The 25,950-nt window shown below is 63.6% G+C and carries 25 protein-coding genes and 1 pseudogene; 6 read left to right on the top strand and 20 right to left on the bottom strand.

Annotated elements, in window-relative coordinates:
* Window positions 1-26 precede the first annotated feature (26 nt).
* Both gspD and gspC read right to left on the bottom strand, forming a co-directional pair.
* Window positions 27-1,970: a type II secretion system secretin GspD gene (gspD, locus tag LPW30_RS02090; protein ID WP_051582657.1), complete on the bottom strand. Its 1,944-nt coding sequence runs from the start codon at window positions 1,968-1,970 to the stop codon at window positions 27-29.
* Window positions 1,971-2,100: 130 nt separating this feature from the next.
* Window positions 2,101-3,030 carry a type II secretion system protein GspC gene (gspC, locus tag LPW30_RS02085; RefSeq protein ID WP_239679943.1) on the bottom strand — a complete coding sequence of 310 codons (930 nt, stop codon included), beginning with the start codon at window positions 3,028-3,030 and terminating at the stop codon, window positions 2,101-2,103.
* A 157-nt stretch (window positions 3,031-3,187) separates the two neighbouring features.
* Between gspC and LPW30_RS02080 the strand changes: the two genes are divergently transcribed.
* Window positions 3,188-3,772 carry an FHA domain-containing protein gene (locus LPW30_RS02080; protein WP_239679942.1) on the top strand — a complete coding sequence of 195 codons (585 nt, stop codon included), beginning with the start codon at window positions 3,188-3,190 and terminating at the stop codon, window positions 3,770-3,772.
* 3 nt (window positions 3,773-3,775) lie between these two features.
* Here the strand turns inward: LPW30_RS02080 and gpmI are convergent, their stop codons facing one another.
* From gpmI to hisB, 10 genes and pseudogenes are all read right to left on the bottom strand, one after another.
* The gene (gpmI, locus tag LPW30_RS02075; RefSeq protein WP_239679941.1) at window positions 3,776-5,323 is read right to left on the bottom strand and encodes a 2,3-bisphosphoglycerate-independent phosphoglycerate mutase; all 1,548 of its coding nucleotides are present in this window, start codon (window positions 5,321-5,323) and stop codon (window positions 3,776-3,778) included.
* A gap of 81 nt (window positions 5,324-5,404) precedes the next feature.
* A pseudogene (tatC, locus tag LPW30_RS02070) lies at window positions 5,405-6,196 on the bottom strand (twin-arginine translocase subunit TatC); the annotation flags it as partial.
* A complete protein-coding gene (gene tatB / locus LPW30_RS02065; RefSeq protein ID WP_238624748.1) occupies window positions 6,180-6,614 on the bottom strand; it encodes a Sec-independent protein translocase protein TatB in 435 nt (144 codons plus the stop codon). The gene tatB and the pseudogene tatC, both read right to left, overlap by 17 nt.
* Window positions 6,615-6,680: 66 nt before the next feature.
* Complete coding sequence (gene tatA / locus LPW30_RS02060) at window positions 6,681-6,959, bottom strand: twin-arginine translocase TatA/TatE family subunit (RefSeq protein ID WP_025280365.1); 279 nt, start codon at window positions 6,957-6,959, stop codon at window positions 6,681-6,683.
* A gap of 96 nt (window positions 6,960-7,055) precedes the next feature.
* The gene (locus LPW30_RS02055; protein ID WP_025280364.1) at window positions 7,056-7,379 is read right to left on the bottom strand and encodes a phosphoribosyl-ATP diphosphatase; all 324 of its coding nucleotides are present in this window, start codon (window positions 7,377-7,379) and stop codon (window positions 7,056-7,058) included.
* Window positions 7,372-7,776, bottom strand: a complete 405-nt coding sequence (hisI, locus tag LPW30_RS02050) for a phosphoribosyl-AMP cyclohydrolase (protein WP_239679940.1) — start codon at window positions 7,774-7,776, stop codon at window positions 7,372-7,374. Before hisI ends, LPW30_RS02055 begins: the two co-directional genes overlap by 8 nt.
* 104 nt (window positions 7,777-7,880) lie before the next feature.
* Complete coding sequence (gene hisF, locus LPW30_RS02045) at window positions 7,881-8,651, bottom strand: imidazole glycerol phosphate synthase subunit HisF (RefSeq protein ID WP_025280362.1); 771 nt, start codon at window positions 8,649-8,651, stop codon at window positions 7,881-7,883.
* Between the two features lie 15 nt (window positions 8,652-8,666).
* Window positions 8,667-9,407: a 1-(5-phosphoribosyl)-5-[(5-phosphoribosylamino)methylideneamino]imidazole-4-carboxamide isomerase gene (gene hisA / locus LPW30_RS02040; RefSeq protein WP_025280405.1), complete on the bottom strand. Its 741-nt coding sequence runs from the start codon at window positions 9,405-9,407 to the stop codon at window positions 8,667-8,669.
* A gap of 24 nt (window positions 9,408-9,431) precedes the next feature.
* Window positions 9,432-10,079 (bottom strand): imidazole glycerol phosphate synthase subunit HisH, encoded by a 648-nt coding sequence (gene hisH, locus LPW30_RS02035; RefSeq protein WP_238624745.1) that lies wholly within the window; start codon window positions 10,077-10,079, stop codon window positions 9,432-9,434.
* Window positions 10,080-10,114: 35 nt separating this feature from the next.
* Window positions 10,115-10,708 carry an imidazoleglycerol-phosphate dehydratase HisB gene (gene hisB, locus LPW30_RS02030; RefSeq protein WP_025280403.1) on the bottom strand — a complete coding sequence of 198 codons (594 nt, stop codon included), beginning with the start codon at window positions 10,706-10,708 and terminating at the stop codon, window positions 10,115-10,117.
* A 179-nt stretch (window positions 10,709-10,887) separates the two neighbouring features.
* Between hisB and fnr the strand changes: the two genes are divergently transcribed.
* A complete protein-coding gene (gene fnr, locus LPW30_RS02025) occupies window positions 10,888-11,676 on the top strand; it encodes a fumarate/nitrate reduction transcriptional regulator Fnr (protein WP_025280402.1) in 789 nt (262 codons plus the stop codon).
* Window positions 11,677-11,722: 46 nt separating this feature from the next.
* Here fnr and LPW30_RS02020 read toward each other — a convergent pair whose 3' ends face one another.
* The 6 genes from LPW30_RS02020 to pip form a co-directional block, all read right to left on the bottom strand.
* On the bottom strand, window positions 11,723-13,102 hold the full coding sequence (locus LPW30_RS02020; protein WP_239679939.1) for a sigma-54 interaction domain-containing protein: 1,380 nt from the start codon (window positions 13,100-13,102) through the stop codon (window positions 11,723-11,725).
* A gap of 262 nt (window positions 13,103-13,364) precedes the next feature.
* On the bottom strand, window positions 13,365-16,352 hold the full coding sequence (locus tag LPW30_RS02015) for an OmcA/MtrC family decaheme c-type cytochrome (RefSeq protein ID WP_239679938.1): 2,988 nt from the start codon (window positions 16,350-16,352) through the stop codon (window positions 13,365-13,367).
* Between the two features lie 171 nt (window positions 16,353-16,523).
* Window positions 16,524-18,608, bottom strand: a complete 2,085-nt coding sequence (locus LPW30_RS02010; protein WP_239679937.1) for an MtrB/PioB family decaheme-associated outer membrane protein — start codon at window positions 18,606-18,608, stop codon at window positions 16,524-16,526.
* A 43-nt stretch (window positions 18,609-18,651) separates the two neighbouring features.
* Complete coding sequence (locus LPW30_RS02005; RefSeq protein ID WP_239679936.1) at window positions 18,652-19,530, bottom strand: DmsE family decaheme c-type cytochrome; 879 nt, start codon at window positions 19,528-19,530, stop codon at window positions 18,652-18,654.
* Window positions 19,531-19,824: 294 nt separating this feature from the next.
* On the bottom strand, window positions 19,825-20,283 hold the full coding sequence (gene dtd, locus LPW30_RS02000; protein ID WP_239679935.1) for a D-aminoacyl-tRNA deacylase: 459 nt from the start codon (window positions 20,281-20,283) through the stop codon (window positions 19,825-19,827).
* Window positions 20,280-21,236, bottom strand: a complete 957-nt coding sequence (gene pip / locus LPW30_RS01995) for a prolyl aminopeptidase (RefSeq protein ID WP_239679934.1) — start codon at window positions 21,234-21,236, stop codon at window positions 20,280-20,282. The genes dtd and pip overlap by 4 nt, the downstream gene beginning before the upstream one ends.
* A gap of 514 nt (window positions 21,237-21,750) precedes the next feature.
* Between pip and LPW30_RS01990 the strand changes: the two genes are divergently transcribed.
* Entirely contained in the window at window positions 21,751-22,560 is an 810-nt protein-coding gene (locus tag LPW30_RS01990) for a PP-loop family protein (RefSeq protein ID WP_239679933.1), read from the top strand.
* A complete protein-coding gene (locus LPW30_RS01985) occupies window positions 22,548-23,423 on the top strand; it encodes a lysophospholipid acyltransferase family protein (RefSeq protein ID WP_239679932.1) in 876 nt (291 codons plus the stop codon). Before LPW30_RS01990 ends, LPW30_RS01985 begins: the two co-directional genes overlap by 13 nt.
* Window positions 23,424-23,432: 9 nt before the next feature.
* Here the strand turns inward: LPW30_RS01985 and LPW30_RS01980 are convergent, their stop codons facing one another.
* Entirely contained in the window at window positions 23,433-23,708 is a 276-nt protein-coding gene (locus tag LPW30_RS01980; protein ID WP_025283022.1) for a PilZ domain-containing protein, read from the bottom strand.
* 253 nt (window positions 23,709-23,961) lie between these two features.
* Between LPW30_RS01980 and LPW30_RS01975 the strand changes: the two genes are divergently transcribed.
* Complete coding sequence (locus LPW30_RS01975) at window positions 23,962-24,264, top strand: c-type cytochrome (protein ID WP_025283023.1); 303 nt, start codon at window positions 23,962-23,964, stop codon at window positions 24,262-24,264.
* Between the two features lie 20 nt (window positions 24,265-24,284).
* Entirely contained in the window at window positions 24,285-25,580 is a 1,296-nt protein-coding gene (locus tag LPW30_RS01970) for an NAD(P)/FAD-dependent oxidoreductase (RefSeq protein ID WP_238624738.1), read from the top strand.
* Window positions 25,581-25,681: 101 nt separating this feature from the next.
* On the opposite strand, the gene LPW30_RS01965 is transcribed toward LPW30_RS01970, so the two are convergent.
* Window positions 25,682-25,882: a YdcH family protein gene (locus tag LPW30_RS01965; protein WP_026623812.1), complete on the bottom strand. Its 201-nt coding sequence runs from the start codon at window positions 25,880-25,882 to the stop codon at window positions 25,682-25,684.
* Between the last annotated feature and the right edge of the window lie 68 nt (window positions 25,883-25,950).

Here is a 25,950-nt window from a genome sequence, read left to right as displayed (position 1 = left end):
GGGGATCTCCAGTTCGTGACGGGCGTTCATCGGCGTGAAGGCGGTGGCTGGATCGACAGGCCCGCGGCCCGGGCCTGGCTGCTGGCCTCGAAAGGGGGTGGCAGGTGCAGGAGTTCATCCCATTCAGGCAGAACGGGCACGGCATCATCGCCCATCATCAACACCCCCAACTCCCGTGAGTAGAGCTGCTCGGCGCGCATGTGATTGTATTTGCTGGCGGTCAGCCCCGCCTGGGTGGCCCGGTCACGGACGATCACGGGGCGCAGGAAGACCATGAGGTTACGCTTTTCCTTGCGTGAGGACTCGTAGCGGAACAGCCGCCCCAGCCCCGGGATGCTGCCCAGCCCCGGCACCCTGCTCTCGCTCTGCACCAGCACGTCGTCGATGAGGCCGCCCAGCACCACCATGTCGCCATCGTCCACCATGACACTGGTGCGCAGGCTGCGGGTATTGGTGATGAGATCAGCGGCGTCCAGACTGGCAACCGTGGGCGCCACCTGGGAGACCTCCTGCTCGATCTGCAGCTTGACGGCATTGCCCTCGTTGATCTGCGGCTTCACCATGAGCTTCACACCCACGTCCTGGCGCTGAATGGTATCGAAGGCCTGCCCGGACTGCTCGATGGCACGCCCTGAACGGAAGGGCACATTCTGACCGACGATGATCTCCGCCTCTTCGTTATCCATGGTGAGCAGGCTGGGGGTGGAGAGGATGTTGCTGGCCGAATCACTGGCCAGGGCGTTGATCAGGGCCGCAATGGTGGTACGGCCCGAGTAGCCAATGCCCCCCAGCGCAAGCCCGCTGCCAAAATTCACATTGGAAAGATCGCCTGATTGCAGCCCGCCGGCCAGACCGATCAGGCTGGGACTGGCCCCCTGAAAGTTCAGGATGCCGATGCCATCCCGCTCGGAGCCCACGGCCCATTGCACACCCAGCTCCCGCGCCCGCTCCGTGGACACCTCGGCAATGACGGCCTCCACCAGGACCTGGGCACGGCGCACATCCAGTTGCCGGATGACGGCACGCATGTCGCGGATGATATCCGGCGGGGCGTTGATCACCACGGCATTAGTGCTTTCATGGGAATGGACGTGAATGCTGGGGGCCTGATCTGCGGCACCGCCGGAGAGGAAGGAACCGGCCAGGCCGGAGAGGACATCGGCCACATCCGCGGCATTGGCATAGCGCAGGTACACCACCTGGGTGTTGCCCCCTTCCACGGGGATATCCAGATGGGAGATCACCGCGCGGATGGCCACCCGACGCTTGGGCTCGCCGCCCAGCAGGATGCTGTTGGTGCGCTCATCGGCGATCACCCGCACCTGGGCCGAGGAACGCTGACGACCCTCGGCCGACTCCATGGTGGTGACGATGCGCGCCACCTCGGTGGCCGAGGCGTGCTCCAGGGGGATCACCTCCATGTCCTCGCGGCTTTCCTGGTCGATGCGGCCAATGATCTCCACCAGGCGGTTGACGTTGCTGGCGGTATCGGAGACCACCAGTGTATTGGATTCCGGCGACGCCGCCAGATGGCCGCTTTGCGGGACCAGGGGGCGCAGGATGGGGACCAGTTGCGCAGCATCCACGTGGTTGACCGTGATCACGCGGGTCACGTAGTCACCTCCACGGGCCTCCCTCGGGCCGGAGATGGTCGGAACCTCACCTTGCTTGGCGATGGCGTCGGGTACCAGGCGGACCACGCCGTCGGACTCAATGGCGGCAAACCCATGCACCCGCAACACCGAGAGAAAGATGTCGTACAACTCCGAGCGATCCACCGGACGACCCGACACCAGGGTGACACGTCCACGCACCCGGGGATCGACGATGAAGTTGGTACCGGTCTCTTCGGAGACGTAATCGATCACCGCGTTGATGTCCACGTCGCGGAAGTTGAGGGTGGCCTCCGAATTGTCACCGGCCAGTGCCAGCAGGGGCGCCACGCCCAGGCAGAGCAGCAAAAGACCCATCAGGGAGAGGCGGGCGCGGCGTATTGTCGTCGCAGGCCATGGCCGAAAATCAATTAGCACGTTGCGTCCTCTTGTCCGATGTCGGGATGGCGTGGGCATGGGTCCGGGTCGGTTGTCTCACGGGCGACCTTCATGAACCCAGGGGCAGTGTCACCGTCATCACCCGCCCCTGCCGTTCCACTTCCAGGGTGACCTCACGTGCCTCGGACAGTTGCCCGGCCAGGGCCTGTGGATCATCGATACTCCCCACGGCCACGCCATTGATGGCGGTGACCACGTCCCCCGGCCTCAACCCGGCCTGACGGAACAGGGCCGCATCGCGCCGGGGAGCGATGGAAAAGCCCTTGATGCTGCCCTGCTCCATTACCGGGCGGATGCGTACCGCCTCCATGAAGCGGTTGGGATTCTCCAGCCAGTTGTCACGGCGTGCGGCAAGATCCGCCGCCAGCCCCGCGTCCACGGGCGCCCTGCCATCGGATGATTCGATCTGTGAGACCGTGGGCCTTGAGGCGCCTCGCTGCACCGCAGCCTCCCCCATCTGCTCCCGGGGCAGTCGCAGCATCTCGAAACGGCCTTGGCGGGAGAGGATCACCCGGTCCGCAAAGACCTGTTCCAGGGTGGCATTGCCAGGCAGGGAGGCACCCACCAGATAATGTCTTTCATCCGTGCCCTCTCCGGAAATAAGGGCCACACCCAGGCCGGGATCAGCAAAGGCGATCACACCCTTGAGGCTCAAGCGCAGGCGGGTTTCCGGGGCTTCGGTGGGAACAGGCGGCGACTCCACGGTGCGCTCGGCCTCACCAAACAGACTCAGCCGGGCCACACGCTCCAGACCATCATCCCGGCGCTCCTGAGTGATGATCGGAGGCGACTCCGGGCGGGCAGACGCAGCAGCCGACATGGGTGCCGATGAGGGGGCCACCATGTCCCAGGTCACGCGAGCCAGGGACCAGGCCAACAGGATCACCAGTGCCAGCGTCACCCAGGGCGCAAGGCGGGTCAGATCATTCGGCTTGGGCCTGAAGCGCCCCGGGCCAGCAAGGCTGGACACACTGAACATGGAGAGTGACCGTGTGAAAGAGAGGGTCTTGAGGTCCCGATGCTATCACGCGCTTACGCATTGGCAATACGCATCGAGGTCCGTCACAACGTGGAACTTGAGCTTTGGTTTATACTCTGCCAACGGTCAAAGTCTGATGACATCAGAAGGCAGGCACATGGACATCAGGAGGAAGGGAGAACGGCGGCGCTATGACTCACGCCCCTCCTACCCGTTCAGGGACAGCCAGGGGGTGTGGGTCACCCGCAACCGGCGTCGCCAGCTGGATCGGCGCGCCAGCAACGGCAACGGCCCACTGGCAGAGGCCGAGGCGGTTACATCCAGGCCGCCAAGGCAAACCGGCTCCGTGCTGGACACGGCACAACGCTCATCCCCGGCACTGCGTAATCTAAAGGGGCGAAGCCTGCTCCTACATTACCAGGACGTGGTGGTCAATCTCTACGAGGGCAAGGATGACTTCCTGTTGGGCCGGCGCAACACCTGCGACCTGGTGGTTCCGCAGGATCACGTCTCCAGGGAGCATGCCCGCATTGTCCATCGCGACGGACGCTTCATGCTCATCGAGCAAAGCCTCAACGGCACTTATCTGCAGCAACCCTCGGGCGAGGAGCGACTGATTCATCAGGAGACCATTCCGCTCAAGGGCTCGGGCTACCTGAGCCTGGGTCGCCCGCTCACGGATAACCCCGACAATCTGGTGTATTTCTATTGCCGTGAGGCGAGCAAACCCGACGCAGGCTGAGCATCAGTCAGGCAGCGATTCCAGCAGCAGGGATCGCCCCGTCATCTGCTCCGGCTGCTCCAGCCCCATCAGTTGCAGCACCGTGGGGGCAATGGCGCTCAACCCGGCGCCGGTCATCAGGCGCCAGCGCTCCTGGTCGATGATCATGCAGGGCACGGGATACATGCTGTGCTGGGTGTGGGGCTCACCGGTCACCGGGTCGATCAGTTCCTCGCAGTTACCATGGTCAGCGGTCACGATGGCTGAGTAGCCCTGTTCAATGGCCGCATCCAGCACCCGGCCCACTTGTGTATCCACGGCCTCAACGGCGGCCACCACCGCCTCGTACACCGCCGTGTGGCCCACCATGTCGCCATTGGCGAAGTTCACCAACACAAAGTCGTACTGACCGCTCTCCAGCGCCTTGATGGTGGCGTCGGCCACTTCCGGCGCACTCATCTCCGGTTTCAGGTCGTAGGTGGCCACCTGAGGCGACGGGATCATGACGTGGTCCTCACCCTCGGCCGGTTCCTCCACACCCCCATTGAAGAAGAAGGTGACGTGAGCGTATTTCTCGGTCTCGGCGCAGTGGAACTGCTTGAGACCCTGACGGCTGATGATCTGGGCCAGGGTGAGCTCCGGGCGCTCAGGGGGGAAGGCCACGGGCAGATCGAACTGGGCGTCGTACAGGGTGAGACAGGTCACCGTGACGGGCTGGAAGCTTCCCCGCTCGAAGTGCTCGAATCCGGCCTGGCTCAGGGCCGCCGTGAGCTGACGCGGCCGGTCGTTGCGGAAGTTGAAGAACACCACCGAATCACCCTCCTTGATGGTGCCCTGCTTCTGGATCACCCGCGGCTTGATGAATTCGTCGGTCTCGCCGGCCTCGTGGGCACCGTTCAGGGCGGCGCGGGCATTGGATGCCTTCACGCCCTTGCCATGCACCATGGCATCGAAAGCCAGCTGCACGCGATCCCAGCGCTTGTCACGATCCATGGCGTAATAGCGACCGCTGACCGTGGCGATGCTACCACCCACCTCCTTGAGCACGGCTTCCAGTTCCGGCAGGTAGTTGGGGGAGGCCTTGGGAGCGGTGTCACGGCCATCGGTGATCATGTGCACCATGGGCTTGACGCCGTGCTGGCCGCACAGCCGGATCAGCGCATGCAGATGCCGGGTATGACTGTGCACGCCACCATCGGACACCAGGCCCACCAGATGCAGGGGTCGACCAGCGGATTTGGCGGCCTTGGCTGCCGCCACCAGGGCGTCGTTCTCCGCGAAGCTGCCATCGTCGATGGCATCATCAATTCGCACCAGATCCTGACGGATCACGCTGCCGCAACCCAGTGTCAGGTGCCCTACCTCGGAGTTGCCCATCTGTCCATCCGGCAGCCCCACTGCACGACCTGCCGTCTCGATCACCGTATGGGCATTCCGGGCGAGGAAGCCGTCCAGGCGCGGGGTGTTGGCATCATGGAAGGCGTTGTTGAGTTTACCGGGATTGACCCCGACGCCGTCCATGATGATCAACAGAGTGGGACGACGGGGGGTGTTCGGGGATGACTGCGACATTCAGGTGTCCTGTCGTTGACGATTGCGACGTTCCTCGGCCTCGGCACGGTCGAGTTCTTCATCCATATCGGACTCGGACAGGGGACCATCGGTTGCATCGCCGGGATCCCTGTCCTCGGCCTCGGCCTTCTTCTTGATCATGATGCGGGAGAGGATGATACCGATCTCGAACAGCACCCACATGGGCAGCGCCAGCAGGGTCTGGGAGATGATGTCCGGCGGTGTGAGCACCATGCCGACAATGAAAACGCCCACGATCACATAGGGGCGCTTGGCCGCCAATTGCTGGGGTGTGGTCAACCCCATGGCCACCAGCAGGATGGTGGCGATGGGCACCTCGAAGGCGATGCCAAAGGCCAGGAACAGCAGGATGATGAAATCCAGATAACGGGAGATGTCCGTCATCACCGCCACGCCTTCCGGGGCGGATGCGGTGAAGAAGGCAAAGATCAGCGGGAAGACCACGAAGTAAGCGAAGGCCATCCCCAGGTAGAACAGCAGGGTGCTGGACACCAGCAGCGGCACCGCCAGGCGCTTTTCGTGCTTGTACAGGCCCGGCGCGATGAAGGCCCAGGCCTGGTAGAGCAGAAAGGGCACCGAGATGACGATGGCCAGCATCAGCACCAGCTTGAAGGGGATCAGGAAGGGCGCGGCCACCTCGATGGCGATCATGCTGGCGCCTTCCGGCAGGTGGGCCATCAGCGGCCCGGCCAGATAGGTGTAGATGGTGTTGGCGAACGGGAACAGGGCCAGGAACACCACCAGGATGCACAGCACGCTGCGCAGCAGTCGCGTGCGCAGTTCAAACAGGTGCGAAAGGAGGGTGCCCTCCCCCTCCTCGCCGGGTTGGGCGGATTCAGACTTTTGATTCATCTTGGGACTTCGCCGGCTTGTCTGGATCGTTTCCGTTGCGGGATGCGTTACCCTCTTCCCTGGCCTTGATCTGGTCGGCGGGCTTGGGGAAGTCTCCGCTGCCGTCTTCCTTGATCTCTTCCTCCATGGACTTGACCTTGTGCTGGGTCTTGTCCACTTCGCGGCGCAGGTCCTGCTCGGTATCTTCCATCATGGTCTTGAGGCGATTGATTTCCTTTTCCTGGTCCTGAAGCATCGCCTTGAGCTCGTCGGTGCGCAGTTCCTGCTCGATATCCGAGCGCACGCTGCTGACGAAGCGTTTGATCTTGCCCACCCAGCGCCCGATCTCGCGGGCCAGCTTGGGCAGGCGCTCCGGACCCACGACCAGGAGCGCCACCAGGGCGATGATGATCAGTTCCCAGAATCCGAAATCGAACATGCGCGCGCGTCAACCGACGTTTGAGGGTGGCCGTGGGGCGCCCCGTGGGGCGGCCCAGGAGCTGTTTCAGGACTGGCGTTCGCCTTCCTTGGGCTTTTCTTCGGTCGCCTGGGAGTCGAATACGCGACCGCCCTGGTCTTCCAGGGGCTTGCCTTCTTCGGGCTCGCCCGGTTTGCCGGCGGTGGTGTCGCCCTCGGTTTCACCGTCCTTGACGGACTGCCGGAAGTTCTTGATGGCGCTGCCCAGATCGCCGCCCATGTTGCGCAACTTCTTGGTGCCGAACAGCAGGACCACGATGACCAGAATGATGAGCAATTGCCAGATGCTGATGCCGCCAAAACCCATGTGTTGCCTCCTGATGACTTTGAGGATGCCTGAATGCAGGCGCCGATATGCCGGTTATACCAGAAACCACCCCTTCAGGTCGCCCATCCTATGGGCTTAGCCCTGGCGGCTGGCCTTTTCCTCAAGGCCCGAGAGGCCGAAGCGGCGTTCCAGTTCGGCCAGCACCTGTTGCGGGCCGAGGCCCTGGTGGGCCAGCAGGACCAGGCTGTGGAACCACAGGTCGGCCATCTCGTGGACCAGTTGATCCGGCTCGCCATTCTTGGCGGCCACCACGGTCTCCGTGGCCTCCTCGCCCACCTTCTTGAGGATGCTGTCCAGCCCCTTGGCATACAGGCTGGCCACGTAGGAGCTGGAGGCGTCGGCGCCCTTGCGCGACTCCAGCACCTGGGCCAGTTGCTCCAGCACGCGATCATCACTCATGGGACTTGCCTCCCCCGTAGATGGCGTCGGGGTCCTTGAGCACCGGGTCCACGTCCACCCAGTGGCCGTCCCGGTATTGGTTGAAGAAGCAGTGATGCCGGCCGGTGTGGCAGGCGATGCCACCCTTTTGTTCCACGGTGAGCAGCAGGGCGTCGTAATCGCAGTCCAGGCGGATGTCATGCACCACCTGCACATGCCCGGAGCTCTCGCCCTTGTGCCACAGTCGGCCCCGGGAGCGGGACCAATAAACGGCCTCGCGCTTTTCCAGGGTCTGCGCCAGGGCCTCGCGATTCATCCAGGCCATCATGAGGATCTGGCCGGTGCCCTTCTCCTGGGCGATGACCGGGATCAGGCCCTGGTCGTTCCAGCGGATGATGTCTAGAGGATTCTGTGTCATGAGTCCTGAGCCATGGGGGCTGTAGGCCCCAGGTTACTGAGTGTCTTGGGGGGGATTGAGGGGCAAACCCGTGCAAGCTGCCCGCCGCTGCCCCTCATCCCCGGTCAGAGCCGGACTTCCACGCCCTGGGCCCGCATGAACTGCTTGGCCTCCTCCACCGTGTGCTCGGCAAAATGGAAGATGCTGGCCGCCAGCACCGCATCGGCGTGCCCCTCGGTGACGCCATCCACCAGGTGCTGCAACTCGCCCACCCCACCGGAGGCGATCACCGGGACGCTCACCGCATCGGAGATGGCCCGGGTCAGGGGCAGATCGAAGCCCTGGCGGGTGCCGTCGCGGTCCATGCTGGTGAGCAGGATCTCGCCGGCACCGTTGGCCACCATGCGCTGGGCCCATTCGATGGCATCCAGGCCGGTGGGCTTGCGGCCACCATGGGTGAAGATCTCCCATCTCAAGGGCTCGCCCGGCGCGGAGACCTGCTTGGCATCAATGGCCACCACGATGCACTGGGAACCCACCTTGTCGGCTGCCTCGCGCACGAAATCCGGGTTGAACACGGCCGCCGTGTTGATGGACACCTTGTCAGCACCGGCGTTGAGCAGGCGACGGATGTCGTCCACCTTGCGGATGCCGCCGCCCACGGTCAGGGGGATGAAGACCTCCTCAGCCACCTGTTCCACCACGTGGACGATGGTCTCGCGCTCGTCGGAACTGGCGGTGATATCCAGAAAGGTGATTTCGTCAGCGCCCTCGGCGTCGTAGCGCCGCGCCACCTCCACCGGGTCACCCGCATCGCGGATGTCCACGAAGTTCACGCCCTTGACCACCCGACCGCTGTCCACGTCCAGGCAAGGAATGATGCGCTTGGCTAGCATCGGCTTGCGCCCTCCTCAGCCGCTGGCATGCTGATCCACCAGAGCCTGGGCCTCGGAGAGTTTCACGCCGCCCTCATACAGGGCACGCCCCACGATGACGCCGTCGATACCCTCGTGGGCCACTTCACACAGGCGGCGGATGTCCTCGATGGACGTGACGCCGCCGGAGGCAAACACGGGCACCTTGACCGAGCGGGCCAGACTCACCGTGGAGTCGACATTCACGCCCTGCATCATGCCGTCCCGGGAGATGTCGGTGAAGATGATGCCGGCCACGCCATCCTGCTCGAAGTGCTGGGCCATATCCTCCACATCGTGATGGGAGAGCTTGGACCAGCCGTCGATGGCCACCTTGCCGTTGCGTGCGTCCAGGCCGACGATGATGCGGCCGGGGAATTCCAGGCAGAGGTCGTTGACGAAGTGGGGCGCACTGACCGCCTTGGTGCCGATGATCACCCACTGCACGCCGGCATCCAGATAGACCTGCACGGTGTCGTCATCGCGGATGCCGCCGCCCACCTGCACCGGGAGGTCCGGGAAGCGGTTGACGATCTCGCTGATGATGTCCGCATTGCGGGGCTTGCCGGCAATGGCCCCGTCCAGATCCACCAGGTGCAGGCGTCGGGCGCCCTCGTCCACCCAGCGGGCAGCCATGTCCACCGGGTTTTCGGAAAATACCGTGGAGTCATCCATGCGCCCCTGGCGCAGGCGCACGCACTTGCCTTCTTTCAGGTCGATGGCCGGAATCACCAGCATGATCACAATCCCCTGGGTTGGTCTCTAAACGCCGCCGGTCCAATGCATGAAGTTCTTCAGCAGGGTCAGACCCGGGGCGGCACTTTTTTCCGGGTGACACTGGATGGCAAAGATATGGTCCTGGGCCACGGCCGACGCAAACGGCAGGCCGTACTGCGTGGTGCCAGCCACCACCTGATAACTGGCGGGCACCACGTGATAGCTGTGCACAAAATAGAAGCGGCTGTCCTGATCGATGCCTTCCCACAAGGGATGGGCACGGGTCTGGTGAACCTGATTCCAGCCCATGTGCGGGATCTTGAGACGCTGGCCCTGCGCGTCCACCTGATGATCCTCGAAACGGCGCACGCCACCGGCGATCAGCCCCAGACAATCGGTGCCGCCATTTTCGTCGCTTCGGTCCATGAGCACCTGCAGGCCCATGCAGATACCCAGGAAGGGGCGCGTGGTCGCCGCCTCGGTGAGCACGGGGATGAGTTTCCGATCCCGCAGCGCCGCCATGCAATCCCGGGCTGCCCCCTGGCCGGGGAAGACCACCCGGTCTGCCTCGAGGATGTCATCGGCGCCTTCCACCAGACGCACCCGGGTATCGGCGGGGGCCACATGTTCCAGGGCCTTGACCACGGAACGCAGGTTGCCCATGCCGTAATCGACCACTGCGACAAATTTCATGGGATCAGGATCTTCAGCAAGGTCTTGGGAAGGATTTACAGGCTGCCCTTGGTGGAGGGTGTCACCCCCTGCATGCGGGGATCCGGCTCGGCGGCCATGCGAATGGCACGCCCAAACGCCTTGAACAGGGTCTCGGCCACGTGGTGGGCGTTGTGCCCCCGCAAGCTGTCCAGGTGCAGGGTGACACGGGCATGGTTCACAAAACCGTGGAAAAACTCCTCGAACAGGTCCACATCGAAGTCACCGATGCGGGCACGGGGGTACTCCACGTGATACTCCAGGCCCGGGCGACCGGAAAAGTCCACCACCACCCGCGACAAGGCCTCATCCAGCGGCACATAGGCGTGGCCGTAGCGACGGATGCCCTGCTTGTCCCCCAGGGCCTCGGCAAAGGCCTGACCCAGGGTGATGCCCACATCTTCGACAGTGTGGTGGGCGTCGATGTGCAGGTCCCCCTCGGCCTGGATGCTCAGGTCCAGGCAGCCATGGCGGGCCACCTGATCCAGCATATGGTCCAGGAAGGGAACGCCCGTGGCGAACTCGCCGCGGCCCTGACCGTCCAGGTTCAGGCGCACGTCGACGCGGGTTTCCAGGGTATCTCGCTTGATCTGAGCTGTGCGGGGATTCATGGCTAAGACAGACCGATGGGTAAAGCGGCATCCTAACACAGCCGGCGCCAACACAGTGGGGAACAAATTCGCATCTTGCTTGTCTTGGGCACCCACCTTCGGTAAGGTGCCAAAAAAGTGCAATATTGACTTCGGTTGTGTTCAGGCGGTCATTGCACCGCGGGAGTGGTTGAACCGACATGTCGGCCCCGAAGATTCTTGACCTCGGCAGTCTCAAGCAGGCCTGCAAGAGTTGCAGCCTCCATGACCTTTGTCTGCCGCTTGGAGTGGGAGATGAGGAGCTCCAGATGCTGGAGCGAATCATCAACCGCCGCCGCCCACTGCAACGCAAGGATCACCTGTACCGACCGGGTGACCGATTGCACTCCATCTACGCAGTGCGCTCCGGCACGGTGAAGACCTACACCCTCACCGACGATGGCCAGGAACAGATCACGGGCTTTCACCTGCCCGGCGAGTTGCTGGGGCTGGATGCCATCAGTGACGGCGTCCACCCCTGCGCCGCCCGCGCCCTGGAAACCACCAGCATCTGCGAGATCCCCTTCGATCGCCTGGAGGAACTCTCCGTGCGCATCCCGGGGCTGCAGCACCAGCTGTTCCGCATCATGAGTCGCGAGATCCAGACCGACGAGCAATTCATGATGCTGCTGGGCAAGAAGGCCTCCGACGCCCGCCTGGCAGCTTTCCTCCTGAGCCTGTCCACCCGCCTGGGCATGCGCGGCTTCTCCCGCACCGAATTCAACCTCACCATGTCCCGCAACGACATTGCCAATTACCTTGGCCTGGCGGTGGAGACCGTGAGCCGGCTGTTCACCCGGTTCCAGAGTGCCGGCCTGATCGAGGTGAACCGCAAGCTGATCACCATTTTCGACCTGGAAGGCCTGCAGGTGGTGGCCGGCGCCCAGCCCGTGGAAGAACTCCGGAACTGCCCGGGCCAGTGCGAGGGCGATCAGCCCCAGGGAAACTGAAGGCTTTCTCCCTTCCGGGAGATCAAGCCCCCGCTTGTTGACGCGGCTACTGGCTCTCCACCTGCAGCCCGTGCAGCCTCAGGCGGGCGCGCAGCGTATTGCGTGACATGCCCAACTCCTCGGCCACCCGACTTCGGTTGCCCGCGAAGGCCTCCAGCAGGGATTGCAATGCGCGCCCCTCCACTTCCTCCAGCATTTCCCTCACCCGCCCACCCGCAATGGCACGCTGAATCAGCGCTGCCAGGGCCGTTTCGGAGCAGGTATCGTCGCCTCCTTGCGTATGGGTCCCAGGGAACAGTGGAAGATGGTCGATGCGACCTACCCGGGTACGTACCGCGGCCTGATAGACGATGTTCTTTAGCTCCCTCACGTTCCCGGGCCAGTGATAGGCCACCGCCTCCGCCTGAGCCTGCTCGGAGATGTCGGTAATATGCAGACCCAACTTCAGGTTGGCGTCCGACACAAAGGCGCGCAGCAGGGCCCGAACATCGTCGGTCCGTTCGCGCAGTGCCGGGATGTGGATGGGTAACTGAGAAAGCCGATAATAGAGATCTCGGCGGAATCGCCCAGCCTCCACGTCCTGCTCCAGATCGCGGTTGGTGGCGGCAATGACGCGTACATCGGCGGCCCGGGGCTCGGAGTCGCCCAGACGATGGAACTGCCGGTCCTCCAGGAAGCGCAACAACTTGGCCTGAAAGGCCATGGGCATGTCGCCCACCTCATCCAGCAGCAGCGTGCCCCCGTGGGCCGACTCGATCCGGCCCACACCATCCGCAATCGCGTTGGTATAGGCTCCACGGGCATAACCGAACATCTCCGCCTCCAGCAGCCCTTCGGGTATCGCGGTGCAGTTGATGGCCACATAGGGCTGATGGGCCCGGACGGAATGACGATGTATGCAATGGGCGGAAACCTCCTTGCCCACCCCCGTTTCTCCCGTGAGAAGCACGTTGAGATCGTTGGAGGCGGCAACACCCAGTTGCTTGTAAACACTGAGGATCTGCGAAGACGTGCCGAGTATCGCCGGGCAATCCTCCCGCAGCACGTCCGCGTCGGTGCTGTCCAGGCAGCTCATGCGGGCCTCGCCGATGGCCTTCCTGAGTTGGTCGCGGCACAGAGGTTCGGTCAGCACATCCAGGGCGCCCAGTCGGGCGGCGAGGATCACCTGTTCGGGCGCAAGCCCATCCCCCACCAGAATGGTCGGCTGGGCCCTGCTGGATTCCATGACGGCTTCAAGACGTGGCAACCCCGGAGCCTCTGCCCCGCTCTCCCGAACGAGTGCCACTGAGGCGCGCTCCGCAGCAACCACGTCTTCCGGGCGCGCATGGTTGAACACAAGGCCCTGTTCACGCAACCAGCGCTCCAGTTTCCTGCACTCGTGGCCGTGCCAACCGATCAGCATGACATTGCCGGTCATGGTATCCATCGCTCTCCTCCTGGCCCCGCCACGTCTGCTGACTACCGCATGGCTTATGTTTGTGCCTTTACGGTATAAGCATGAGGATCGCACCGATAAGACACATTGATTATTATCAATGGAAATACCTGTATAGCCAGAGTGGCTTTAGGGGTCAAGCGCCGGTTGCATCCAGGCTGGGCGTCTCGAGCAAAAAAGAGCCCCCTGGCGCATTACGGGCGAGGGGGCTCAGGAGACCCCTCATGGGGCCTGGAGGATCGCTCAGCCGGCCTTAGCGGGGGCGCACGTCATGTACCCGGCTGATATCGGCCTCACCGCCCGGGCCATGACAATTGGCGCAGCCCTCCTGCATGGGGTCCGGGTTGTCCAGGGTGGCCGTGACGGAGCCACCGCGCTGCAGGATATGGTCACGCAGCCAGGCTTCGTCGGTATGACAGGAGGTGCAGACCGAGGCGATGGGACTGAACCGTTCGTGCTGGTGGATATCCGTCACGTTGTTGTCGGCACCGAACTGACCGGTTCCAGCGTTGGTGAAGTTGGCGTTATCCCAGTCGAAGGTGCGGATGCTGGAGCCGATCACGCCCGCCTGCAGGGGCAGCTGGTAGCTGTCCTCCACGTGGCAGGTGTTGCAGTTGCCCACACTGCCCGGGAAGTGAGCCTCGCCGTCCCAAGGACCTTGTGGGTCCCATGCACCTGCCGGTGTATCCCGGTCCAGCGGACCGCCGAAGACATTATCGCGAAGCTGAATCCCGTCACCGCCCATCTGTGCGCGGTGGACATGGTGGATCATGCGCTTGAAGTCCTTGGACTCCTCGAACTTGCGGTCGTAGATCCCGAGATTGCCCAGGCGGCCAAAGGTGATGAAGGGCTGGGTACCTGCCGAGATATCCGTATTGCTCGGGTTATGACAGAGCACGCACAGCTCCGGGCTGTTGCGACGATTGCCGCCATGCTTGGCAAAGCGAATGTGGCAGGAGCGACAGGTTTCCTCCACATCCACCACCTTGCGCCGGGGCTCGGCCACGGCGTTGCCGATGGCGAACTCGGTGGTGCGGTGCAGGGCGTTGACCAGTGGGGTGCGACCGTCGTCCCAGACGCTTTCCACATCCCCCAGCTCATCCAGGGGCACCACCTGATTTTGCACCGCCACGGTGCCCACGCCATGCTCGGGCAGGTTCGCCGCCGCCTCGGCCGACAGCGTATAGGTCACCTCGTAATAGCCGTTGCTAGCCTCATTGATGATCAATGAGGTGTCATTACCATCATCGCTCCAGCAGGCCTCATTACAGCCCACATCCTCGGTCCTTCCAGGCCAGTTGGGGTGGGTGGATTGGGTATAGTCTGCGGAGATGAGCCCGGAGGCATTCTGTTCCCGCCAGCCTATGACAAAACCCAGCTGGAAACGGGCGTTGTCATCGTGACGCAGGAAGGTGTTTTGGCCATCATCACGCACCCGCAGACGGAATCTGATCGTGCCCTGCTCGCGATCCAGGGCGGCCCCTTCGGAGCCGAACTCAATGGTGAGTTGATCCTGACGGATGGCAGCGCGGGTGAAGCTGAGGTGGGCACGGTTCATATTGACGTGGGGAAACGGGAAGTTGCGAGGTTGAGCGATTCCACGCAGTCCAATGTTCTCGGTGTCAGGTCCGTCCACGTTGTTATGGCAGCTGCCACACTCATTGTTCGTATCAAACAGGCTCTGGCCCTCGTGATGCGCCCCGAACGACATACCACCGCGCCATTCATCGCCGGTGAAGCCTGCGCGGTGCCCACTCCTCCAGTCGCCCCGGTAACCCGCTGTGCTGGCCCCGAAACGTTGGGCCATCAGGGCCGGCAAGCGCTCATCATCCTTGCTGTCGTCGTACCAATAGACGTTGTCATGGCAGGAGGCACACACTTCCACGGTGCGGGCGCTGCCCTCATGCCAGTTGTCCCCATCCGGGGTGACCACGGCCAGTTGTTGACGGGCCAGGCGGTCCTCGCCTCCGGCCAGCAGCACCAGCTCGTCATGGGTGTCCTGGCCCATATGGCATTTCACGCAGTTGTCGATGCCATAGGAATAGGTGCGGCCCAAGGGTTCACCCGCCCGATCGACACCATGACTGACGTAGTTGCCTGCGGGTGCCACCGTCTGATTCTCATGCACGGCCTGCGGGAAACGCAGGTTGCTGAAATCGTTGTTCCGGATGAAGTAAGGCACGCCCGCCTGCACACTGGGCAGGGTCCCGCCCCGATGGATCTTGTGCACCATCTGCTTGAAGTCGACGCTGCGGCCGCTGACCGGATCGACACTGCCCGGATTGTGGCAGGTGACACAGTACTGGGGCTCCACCCGATTGCCGCCATGCTTGGCCAGGGTGCCGTCGTGACAGGTGTTGCAACTCTCCAGGGAGATGATGTCGCGGGTGGCGTCCACGCCGTGCATGGGGGTCTCGCCGGTGGCCGGTATAAAATCAAACCAAGCGTTGGTGGCGGGCAGGCCGCCGCCCAGTTGCATGCCGACGCGGTGGGTCCAGTCCGGATTGTAATCCACCGTATAGGTGAGGGTGTCGCCGGAGCCCTCGATGCGCACGCCTCGGGGCAGTGTGGTGCCGTCGGCCCAGGTGCAGCGCACATCGGTTTCCAGGTCGTCCGAAAACGCATGTCCACTGTGCGAACCGTCGTCGACGCAACGCCACAGGTTTTCCAGATTGTCGCCCGTGATGGTTCGCTCCGCGTTGGTCACATCCAGACTGAAGGTATAGCGATACTCGCCATTGCCCAGGTTCTCGAGTGTGCCGTTGTTGCTGTTCTCCACGGCCCCCTGGATGGCATTGCCGAACATGGGAGCGCCGTCGGGGTTGTTGTCGGAAACGGCGTGCGCCCAGCCCGTGGGATTCACCTGCCTTTCCCGAGTGATGTAGTTCACCCAGTCGTAACCCACACCATACCGACTACGCGGTGCCAGCTTGGCGAAGGTGAAGCTGGCATTGTCCAGATCCGTGATGGGGACGCCCGTATCGTCCAGGAGTGTGAACTCCACCACCGGGTGTCCGTCCTCGACGCTGGCGCTGGTAATGCTCAGACCAAGCCCCTCCGCCGGCGCGGTGGCCACGGGCGTGGTGGTGGGTTCATCCACTGAACCATCGAAGCCGTCGTCGCTGGGCAGACAACCCGCCAGGATCAGGGCAAGGGTCGCCAGCAAAAGGGTGACCAGGGCGCGTGGCGTACGCCGGTTCGCCGATCGTGATCGGATGAAATCATCGGTCATGGATGACATGCTCCCCACCTCCGGGTCTTGACGGTCTTGCGGCCAGGGTTGGCGTGCGTTGCCTGAGTGTTGTTGGTAAGACATGGTGTGTGGCCCTCACCCCAACCCCTCTCCCGCCAGCGGGAAAGGGGCTATCAAGTGACTCCGCTCCCAGTCAGCGGGAGAGGGTCTTTGTTGTTTTCAGAACCGGTAGCGCAGGGCGCCGGCGATCAGATGCGTGGTGTAATCGGGGCTATCCTGGTCCAGCAGGATCAGGTTGCCCACGCCGGTCACGCCCACGCCATCGACTCCCCAGTCCTTCTCGCGGTAGCGCTCCACCATGTAGCGCAGACGGAAATCCAGGTTCTCGTTCACCCTGTAATCCCCGTAGAGGCTGAACTGGGTGAGTCGGCTATCCAGGCTGGGATAAACACCCCCTCCGCCGCCCTCCACCAGGGTGCGCAGGCGTCCGGAGGTTTCCACATGCAGGACCTCGGCGCCCACAGTGAACCGGTCGGGCCTCAGGTCGTACTCGCCCCCCACCCCCAGGGTGACGGACTCGTCGTCACGGTCGGAACGCCAGTTTCGGGGGTCGGCAAACGCCAGAGCCTCGCGTCCCGCCTGGCGGGCCTCGGTGCGTTCATAGGCATAGAAGCCGTAGGTGGTGATCCGATCAGTGGGCACCCAGGACAGGTCCACGGCCCACACCTGGCGTTCGGCCTGCTGCAGGCCCAGTTCCGAGCGGGTGTAGTCATCGTCGATCCACTGCACGCGCGGGGTCACCTGGATGCGGTCGGTGACGTGAAAGCTGGCATAGGCGCTGGCGGTACGCCGGTCCCGGTCGGCCAGATAATACTGACGCAACTCTTCGGGGCCGGTCTCGCGCTCGTACTGGGAACCCCGCTGTTCGGCGTAGCCCAGTTCCACGTTGAGGCTGGTTCGGGGCAGTGCCCGGCTGCGCACGCCGATCCGGTAGGCGGTCTCGTCGGTATCCTTGCGGTCGGAGAAGGTGCGTTCACGCTCGTCCCGGACCACGCCCAGGTTCAGGTGAGTACGGTCCTGCACCCGGTAGCTGGCATCCAGGTGGTAGCGGTTCTGGGTGTAGCTGACCGGGCGGGTGGCCACCACACGGTTATCCAGTTCGTATTCGTAGGCATTGGTGCGGTTGTCCCGGTCGTCGTAGCGATAACCGGCCCTCAGGTTGACGCGCGGATGGGGCCGACCACTGGCTCGAAGGTTTACCAGCGTGGTGTTGATGCGTCCGTTCAGTGATCCGGGCAGCCCCGCCACATCCTCGACGAAACGTTCATCCTGGGTCATGCGTCCCAGGGCCACGTCTGCCCCCACACGACCGGTATCGCTGAAGCTGTAGCCCAGCGAACCGGTCACCTGGTGGAACTGATTGTCCGGCTCCAGGCTGACGGTGCCCACCGCATCCCCCGCTCCCGACCAGTCCGGGCGCGTGGCATCGGGCACGTCCAGGCTGCGACCGTCCCGCTGCGAGAAGACGGATAGCTGGTAACCCAGACGGCCCTGGAGTTCGTCACCGTCATAGGTGACATCCGCCTCGAACCGGGTGGTCTCGTAATCCACCGGCACCGGCACCAGGGAGGAACGCTCCTGGGTCCAGAAGTGATTGTTGTTCACGCCGCGGATGATGGTTCCGTCCTTGCGCTCGTGATGCACGGCCGTGCTGGCTCGCCAGCGGGTATCCAGGTTGACTCGTCCACCGGCGCCCAGGCCCTGGCGCGAGGTGCCCAGGGTGCGCTCGGTCAGGAAGGCGTCGGCCACTTCCCGCCCGCCGTCCTCGGGCAGGCGCAGATTGCCGGACCCACTGCCCCGATACGGGGTGCCCAGATTCCGGTAGAGGGTGTTGGGGATTTCCCGGTAGTAAAAGAAGCTGCTGTAACGCCCCTGGTCGCCGGCATCCAGACGCAGGCTGCGTGAATCCAGCCCCAGGTTGCGGCCCTCCAGGCGCCAGTAGCGGGCACTTTCACTGTTCTGGGCATCCTGCCCCTGGAGCAGGAAGCCCATGTCCAGAAACCACCCTTCCTCGTTCACTCCGGTGAAGCGCCCCAGACGGACGGAGTCGTTATCCAGATACCCCAGCCCCAGACGAACCGCCCGCCGCACCGTGTGCTCCACGCCCGGCCGATCGGCAATGGCCGCCGCGGCCTCCTGGGCGGCTTCGCGCACTTCGTCGTCAGGCTGGGCCCAGGCCGGAACAGGGATCAGACCCAGGGCACACAGGCCCGTGATCAGCGCCGTCTTTCGTGATGCATGCATGAGGTGTTCTCCTCTCGTCCCCCGGTTGCCGTCACCCGCGCCATCACTCCTTGAAGACATGGCCGCGGGGATGGTTGGTGCCGTGGATCTGGCTGTGGCAATTGAGGCAACTGCGCCCCTGTACACGGAAGTCCATGCGGGCTGCACTCAGACCCACGTCGGAATGAGTGCCCAGGTGGCATTGCTGGCACAGACCGGGCGATCGAGCCTGAAGCAGGGGGCGATGAATGGAGCCATGGGGATCGTGGCAGGTCACGCAGGACTCCCGGACCGGGTTGTGCTCCCAGAGGAAAGGCCCGCGTTTCTCGGCGTGGCAGTTGAAACAGGTCTCGTTGATCGTGTGCCCCACCAGCTTGTTGGGGCCGGGCGTGCCATGGGGATTGTGGCAGTCGGTGCACTCCATGATCCCTTCCGGGACCGGGTGATGGGAGGGTTTGCCGAAGTCGGCCCGACGGTCCAGGTGACAGCTACCGCAGACCTCCATCTGGGTGTCGGCCTTGAGCAGCCTGGGGCGCTCGTTGTGCATGGCGTGACAGTTCACGCAGGCCAGGCCGGAGAATTCGTGCGTGCTGCCCTTCCAGTGGCGACGCGCCCCCTCTTCATGACAGCTCAGGCAGGGCTGGTTAAGACGCTCGGGGCTCTCCTTTTCGATATTGAAGAGGGTTTCCATCCCCGGGCCGTGGCAGGCGTTGCACATGCCCTGGGAGAACGGCGTGCGCTCATCGGCCGTGAACGCGTGGGGCGAATTGAAGATGCGCTGAACGTGCTCCTCGATCTGCGCGGTGCGGTCCACCACCACCTCCGGGATCTTGTCCACTCCCCGGATCGGTCGTTCAGGATCCGCCTCGGTCGCCCAGACCGTAGCCGGGCCCGCGGTCGCCAGCGCCACGGCCGCGACGATCAAAATCAGCCATTGCCTCATTACTTCCCCCTCTGATGTCTGGTCCTTTGTTGTTGGAGATCCCCCCCGGCAGTGGGTCGCTCGGGGGCGATTCAGCGGACGGACCAGCCTTCGGTGAGAGGAACAGCAGGAGTCGTGCCAAAACCATATAAATGGTAATGGATTGATTACACTGTGTTTTTATGAGGTCATTCGAAACGAGCCCGGGTAACTATTGATCAATCGCAAGCAGGGGCGATCAAAAGGTCACCAGGGGAGAGGGTCTGGGTGAGTCGCCCTCACCAGCTTTTCGGCATCAGGGGTGACTCACCACCTTCATGCGTGAGGGTCAGCGGGCGGAACCCGCAACGACAAGGTGACCGGCCCATCATTGATGAGCGAGACGGCCATATGGGCTCCGAACTGGCCCGTGGCGACATGCGGCCAGGCGTGACGGGCCTGGCTCACCAGCTCATTGAATAGACGCTCTCCTTCCTCGGGCGGGGCTGCGGGGGTGAAACTGGGGCGCATGCCCTTGCGGGTGTCGGCGGCCAGGGTGAACTGGGGTACGAGCAGCAGGCCACCCTGGATATCGCGGACGGACAGGTTCATGCGACCCTCGGCATCCTCGAACACCCGGTAACCCATCAGGCGCTCCAGCAGGCGTTCGACCTGGGCGGGGCCGTCGCCCCGCTCCACCCCCACCAGCACCAGCAGGCCTGCGTCGATGGACCCGACTGTTTGACCGTCCACCTCCACGCTGGCGCGCGTCACCCTCTGCAGCAGGCCGATCATGCCAGACGATCCGCCAGGGCGTTGGTGGCGGCCACCAGTTCGCGGGTGATGCCTGGCTCGCTGGCGGAGTGACCGGCATCGGGCACGATATGCAGATCCGCCACCGGCCATGCCTTGTGCAGGCCCCAGGCCTGATCCACGGGACAGACCACATCGTAACGGCCATGCACGATGGTGCCCGGGATATCGGCGAGCAGATGGGCATCACGGAGCAACTGGTCCGGCTCCAGAAAGCACAGGTGCTTGAAGTAATGGCATTCCACCCGGGCCAGACTCAGGGCCACATAAGGGTCCTGGAAATGCGCCACCACGCGTGGATCGGTGGTCAGGGTGGCGGCCCGGCCCTCCCATTGAGACCATGTCTTGGCGGCCGCCATGCGCGCCACCTCGTCATCGCTGGTGAGCCTACGATAGTATGCCTCCACCATGTCATCACGCTCTGCCTCGGGAATGGGCTCCAAATAGTCTTCCCAGTAATCCGGGAACAGTCGTCCGGCCCCGTCCTGATAGAACCACTGGATGTCCTGGGGCCGGCACAGGAAGATCCCCCGCAGGATCATGCCCAGCACCCGCTGCGGGTGGCGCTGGGCATAGGCCAGGGCCAGGGTGGAGCCCCAGGAACCACCGAAGACGACCCAGCGATCGATGCCCAGATGCTCGCGGATGCGCTCCATGTCGTCCACCAGATCCCAGGTGGTGTTGTTCTCCAGGCTCGCGTGAGGGGTGGAACGGCCGCAGCCTCGCTGATCAAACAGCACGATCCGGTACCGGGCGGGATCGAAGAAACGCCGGTGCCACACATCACAACCGGCGCCCGGCCCGCCATGGAGGAAGATCACCGGCAACCCCGAGCGGTTGCCACACTCCTCCAGGTACAGACGATGAGTGTTGTCCACGCTCAGGTGCTGGGAACCATGGGGCTGGATGCTGGGGTAAAGAAGATCGCTGGGCATGGGCGCTCACCGCTGAAGGGAAAATCCTGGCCCGTATTTTAAAAGTAATGACACGATCCATGTGTTGGAAAGTTCAAGAAATGGTGGCATTGACGCCCCGGCCAGGCGGCGCCCTGGGGCAGCGCCATGAGACCAGGCATCGACTGGCGTGAGGGAGCAAAAACAGGGGGTTTTCGGGGCGACGACGCCGTGTAGGAAAATCCTTACAGAAAAAACCCGCAAAACGGCAAAAAAGGGGCTTTTCAGGCGTTACAGACCCGACACTTCGTGTGGGATCATATTCCCCATGGTGCAAGACGCGCCGGGCAAGGAACCCTGGATTGCCGGGATCAAGGATTGAAACCAGCCAGGCGTGGAAAGAATCCACTTGGGAGGCAAGGACGCCGCTTCAATCACCTTATGCCAGGATGGCATGGCCCTCGTCAGGGATGGCGAGGGTTTTTTTTGCCCGCAAGACGCAGCGGTCTTCCCCGGGCTTGCCCACCGCCCACCCAGTGGTTATCGTCGGTCAGCCATGACCCAGCCCACACGCCCTTCCCGCTCTCTCATCCGCTGCACCGGCCGCGCCATCGGCGATTTTCGCATGATCCGCGAAGGGGATCGACTGCTCCTGGGGCTCTCGGGAGGCAAGGATTCACTCACCCTGCTGCATCTTCTGTTGTATTTCCAGACGCGGGCACCGGTGCACTTTGAACTGGGCGCGGTCACCATCGACCCCCAGACCGGCCTGACCGACAAACGAGCGCTGATTCCCTATCTGGATGACCTGAAGGTGCCCTACCACTACGTGAGCGAGCCCATCCTGGAGCGGGCCGAAAAGCATCTGGACAACCATTCTTACTGTGCCTTCTGCTCGCGCATGCGCCGTGGACTGATCTACCGCACCGCCCGGGAGCACGGATATACGGCGATCGCGCTGGGCCAGCACCTGGATGACCTGGCCGAGAGTTTTCTCATGAGCGCCTTCAACGGAGGGCGCCTGAAGACCATGAAGGCTCATTACCGGATTGAAAGCGGTGACCTGCGGGTGATCCGCCCACTGGTCTATGCGCGAGAGCGTCAGATCCAGGATTTTGCCCACGCCGCCGCACTGCCCATCCAGGACGAGAACTGTCCCACCCGCTACGGCACGCCCACCCAACGCCCGCGCATGAAGGCCTTGCTGGCCCGGGAGGAGGCCGATAACCCCCATCTCTTCAAGAGCCTGGTGCGCACCTTGATGCCGCTGATGTCCGTGGGCCTGGATGACGTGCCCCAGGCGGATGAGGCCGACGCACCTGGCGCCGCCAACCCAACGGAGGCGGTTGTTTCATGGAAGCCCTGATCCGGCTGGCCTTCGCCCTGCTGGCCCGCCTGCCTCTGAGGGTCAATCACGCCCTGGGGGCGGGCCTGGGGTGGCTTGCCTGGGGATTGCGTACTGACCTTCGGCGCGTGTCGCTGATCAATCTGGGACTGTGTTTTCCCGAGCAGGACGCCGGCTGGCATCGGCGCGTGGCCCGGGCCAGCCTGATGGAAACGGGCAAGACCCTCACGGAAGCCCCCTGGCTGTGGCATGCAGGGCCGCAACGGATCGCGGCCCTGCGCCAGGCCGGCGAGGGCGAAGCGCACCTGACCGAGGCCCTGACACAGGGTCGGGGGGCCTTCTTCGTATCGCCGCATCTGGGCAGTTGGGAATATTCCGGATTACAGGCCGTGAGCTTCGGCCCCATGACCAACCTCTACCGCCCGCCACGCATGCAGGCCCTGGATGCCCCCCTGCGGGAGGCGCGCCAGGCCACCGGTGCCCAACTGGTACCCACGGACCGCCGCGGCATCCGCCTGATCAAGGAAGCCCTGGCCCGGGGGGAAATCGTCGGCATGCTGCCGGATCAGACCCCCAAGGGGGCTCAGGGGGTGTTTGCACCCTTCTTTGGCCAGCCAGCCATGACCATGACCCTGCTGCCCAAGCTGGCGGCCCACCGCCACACGCCGGTGGTCTTCGCCTTTGCCGAACGCCTGCCCCGGGGCCTGGGCTATCGATACCGGTGCATCCCGGCGCCGGAGGCCATTTACGACCAGGACCCGCAGGTGGCCGCAACAGCAGTGAATCAGGCGGTCGAGGCGCTCATACGGCAATGTCCCGAGCAGTACATGTGGAGTTACAAGCGGTTCAAGGTCAGGCCCGCCGGCACGCCCGGGCGGTATTGATGCGGGCATTCATTCATCAATGAACGCCACGGCCACCTCACGATCACCCACTCGCACCACACGCCCATGAACCAGGGGCGGTGCCTCACCATCCCCCAGGGCACCCTCCACACGCACCTGGATCCGCTCCCCCATCACCGGGGCATCCTCACCTGCGACCAGCAGCAACACGCCATTGCCGCTCAGATCACGGGTTTGAACCCTGCGGGCGGGGCGACCCTCACGAAACAATTCCACCGCCACCTCCACTGGCAGACGGGGATGCTGACGCCGATCCGATTCCATCTCTTCAAGACTCCCAAGGGCTGGCACGGTCCGGCAACTTGGCGGACAGGGCATTCATGACAATAGGTTCTTATAACCTCATTTATCCATATTGGATCAATCGCCATACCTGGCTATATATTGATCCATCGCAAGTAATTCGCGATTGGACCCGGATTGCTTCTAAGGATATGCTGATATTGAATTTAGGTAGCCACCCAAGGGTCGGCCGCCTCAGACGAGAAGACCAAACACCTGGAGAAGCTTGCCCGTCATGATACGCAAACACATTACATCCGCCACCCTTGCCCTGGCTGCCATCGGCGCCGTATCGGTAGTCCAGGCGGACGTCACCCGGGGCGAACTGATGGCCACCACCTGCTTTGCCTGCCATGGCACCGACGGACACAGCGCCGGATCCATGCCCAGCATCTACGGGTATCCCCCCGAGATCATGATCAATCAGATGAAGGCCTTCCGTGATGGCCGGCGTCCGGCCACGGTCATGGATCGTCATGCCACCGGCTACACCGATGAGGAAATCGAACTCATCGCCGAATACCTGAGCCGACAATAACAAGCAGGGGGCTTCACATCATGCAACAGCGATTTTCACGCAGAAACTTTCTCCGTGCACTGGGGGCCGGGGGAGCCGCCACTGCACTGGCCGCCTGCGGCACCATGCCGGGAGCGCGCCGTCGCGGCCCCAACGTGGTGGTTGTGGGGGGCGGCCCCGGAGGCGCCACCACGGCCAAATACCTGAAACGGTTCAACCCCGGCATTCAGGTCACCCTGGTGGAGCCCAAGGCCACTTACCATACCTGCTTTGGCTCGAACTGGGTGCTCGGCGGCCTGGCCGAAATGGACGACATCGCGCAGACCTACGGGGCGCTGAGGGACCGGCACGACGTGAATATCGTGCAGGATACGGTCACTGCCATTGATCCCGATGCCAGGCAGGTACGCCTGGCCGGGGGAGACACCCTTTCCTACGACAAACTGGTGGTCTCCCCGGGGATCGACTTCCGCTTCGACGCAGTGGAAGGCTACAGCGAGGCGGTCTCCCGGGACATCCCCCATGCCTGGAAAGCGGGTGAGCAAACCCGCATCCTCAGAGATCAGTTGCGCGCCATGGACGATGGCGGGGTCTTCGTGCTGGTGGCTCCGGGCAATCCCTTCCGCTGCCCCCCAGGGCCCTATGAGCGGGCCAGCATGGTGGCCCACTACTTCAAGCAGCACAAACCCCGCTCCAAGGTCATCATCCTTGATAACAAGGAGAACTTCTCCAAGCAGGGTCTGTTCATGGCCGGCTGGGAACGCCTCTACGGGGACATGATCGAATGGGTGCCCAGTTCCCAGGGTGGCCAGGTGGAGCAGGTGGACCCCGAGACACGCACCGTGTATTCGGACGGGGGACTGACCCGCTTCCGCGCCGACGTACTCAACTTCGTGCCGTCACAGCAGGCGGGTGCCATCGCCCGGGAGGCCGGCCTGGCAGACGACACGGGCTGGTGCCCGGTGGATCAGCTCAGTTTCCGGTCCGAGAGACACGAGGATATCTTCGTGATCGGGGATGCCTGCATCGCCGGCGCCATGCCCAAGTCGGGACACTCGGCCAACACCCAGGGCAAGGCGGTGGCGGCGGCCATCGTGCGGGCCATGAACGATCAGGACATGCTGCCGCTGTCCACGGTGAACACCTGCTACAGCCTGATCGGCCCCGATTACGGCATCACGGTGGCGGCGGTGTATCGCTTCGAGAATGGCGGTATCGCCGGGGTACCTGGTTCAGGCGGCGTGAGCCCCTCTGAAGCCAGCGATGCCTTCCGGCGCCAGGAGGCCCGTTACGCCCAGGGGTGGTACGACAGCATCACGGCGGACACCTGGGGCTGACAAAACCCGGGGCAGACCTGTGGGCCTGCCCCGGGGCCCGCGATGGCGTTGGGGCTTTGGCGACCGGGGGGCACCCCCACGGCCCCTGGTTTCCTTAGCCCTCAGGCGTTGAGATCGGGGATCAACTGGCTTTCCAGTCGAGCGATGGAGTCCTTCAGGATGAGCTTGCGTTTCTTCAGCCGGGTCAGGCGGATCTGATCCACGAACGGCCCTTCGGACAGGCGCTCAATGGCCTCGTCCAGGGCACGATGCTCCTCTTTGAGTTCACTCAGCCGCGTTCGCACCGAGTCCAGATTCGGGATAGTCAAGCAGAATCCTCCGCCAGGGGGTCGGCGACATCATCCCAGATCCCCGGCGTGGGCGCCATGCC

The sequence above is a fragment of the Ectothiorhodospira variabilis genome (genome assembly GCF_022227625.1).
Lineage (GTDB): Bacteria > Pseudomonadota > Gammaproteobacteria > Ectothiorhodospirales > Ectothiorhodospiraceae > Ectothiorhodospira > Ectothiorhodospira haloalkaliphila.
This window is presented reverse-complemented; position numbering and strand designations above follow the sequence as displayed.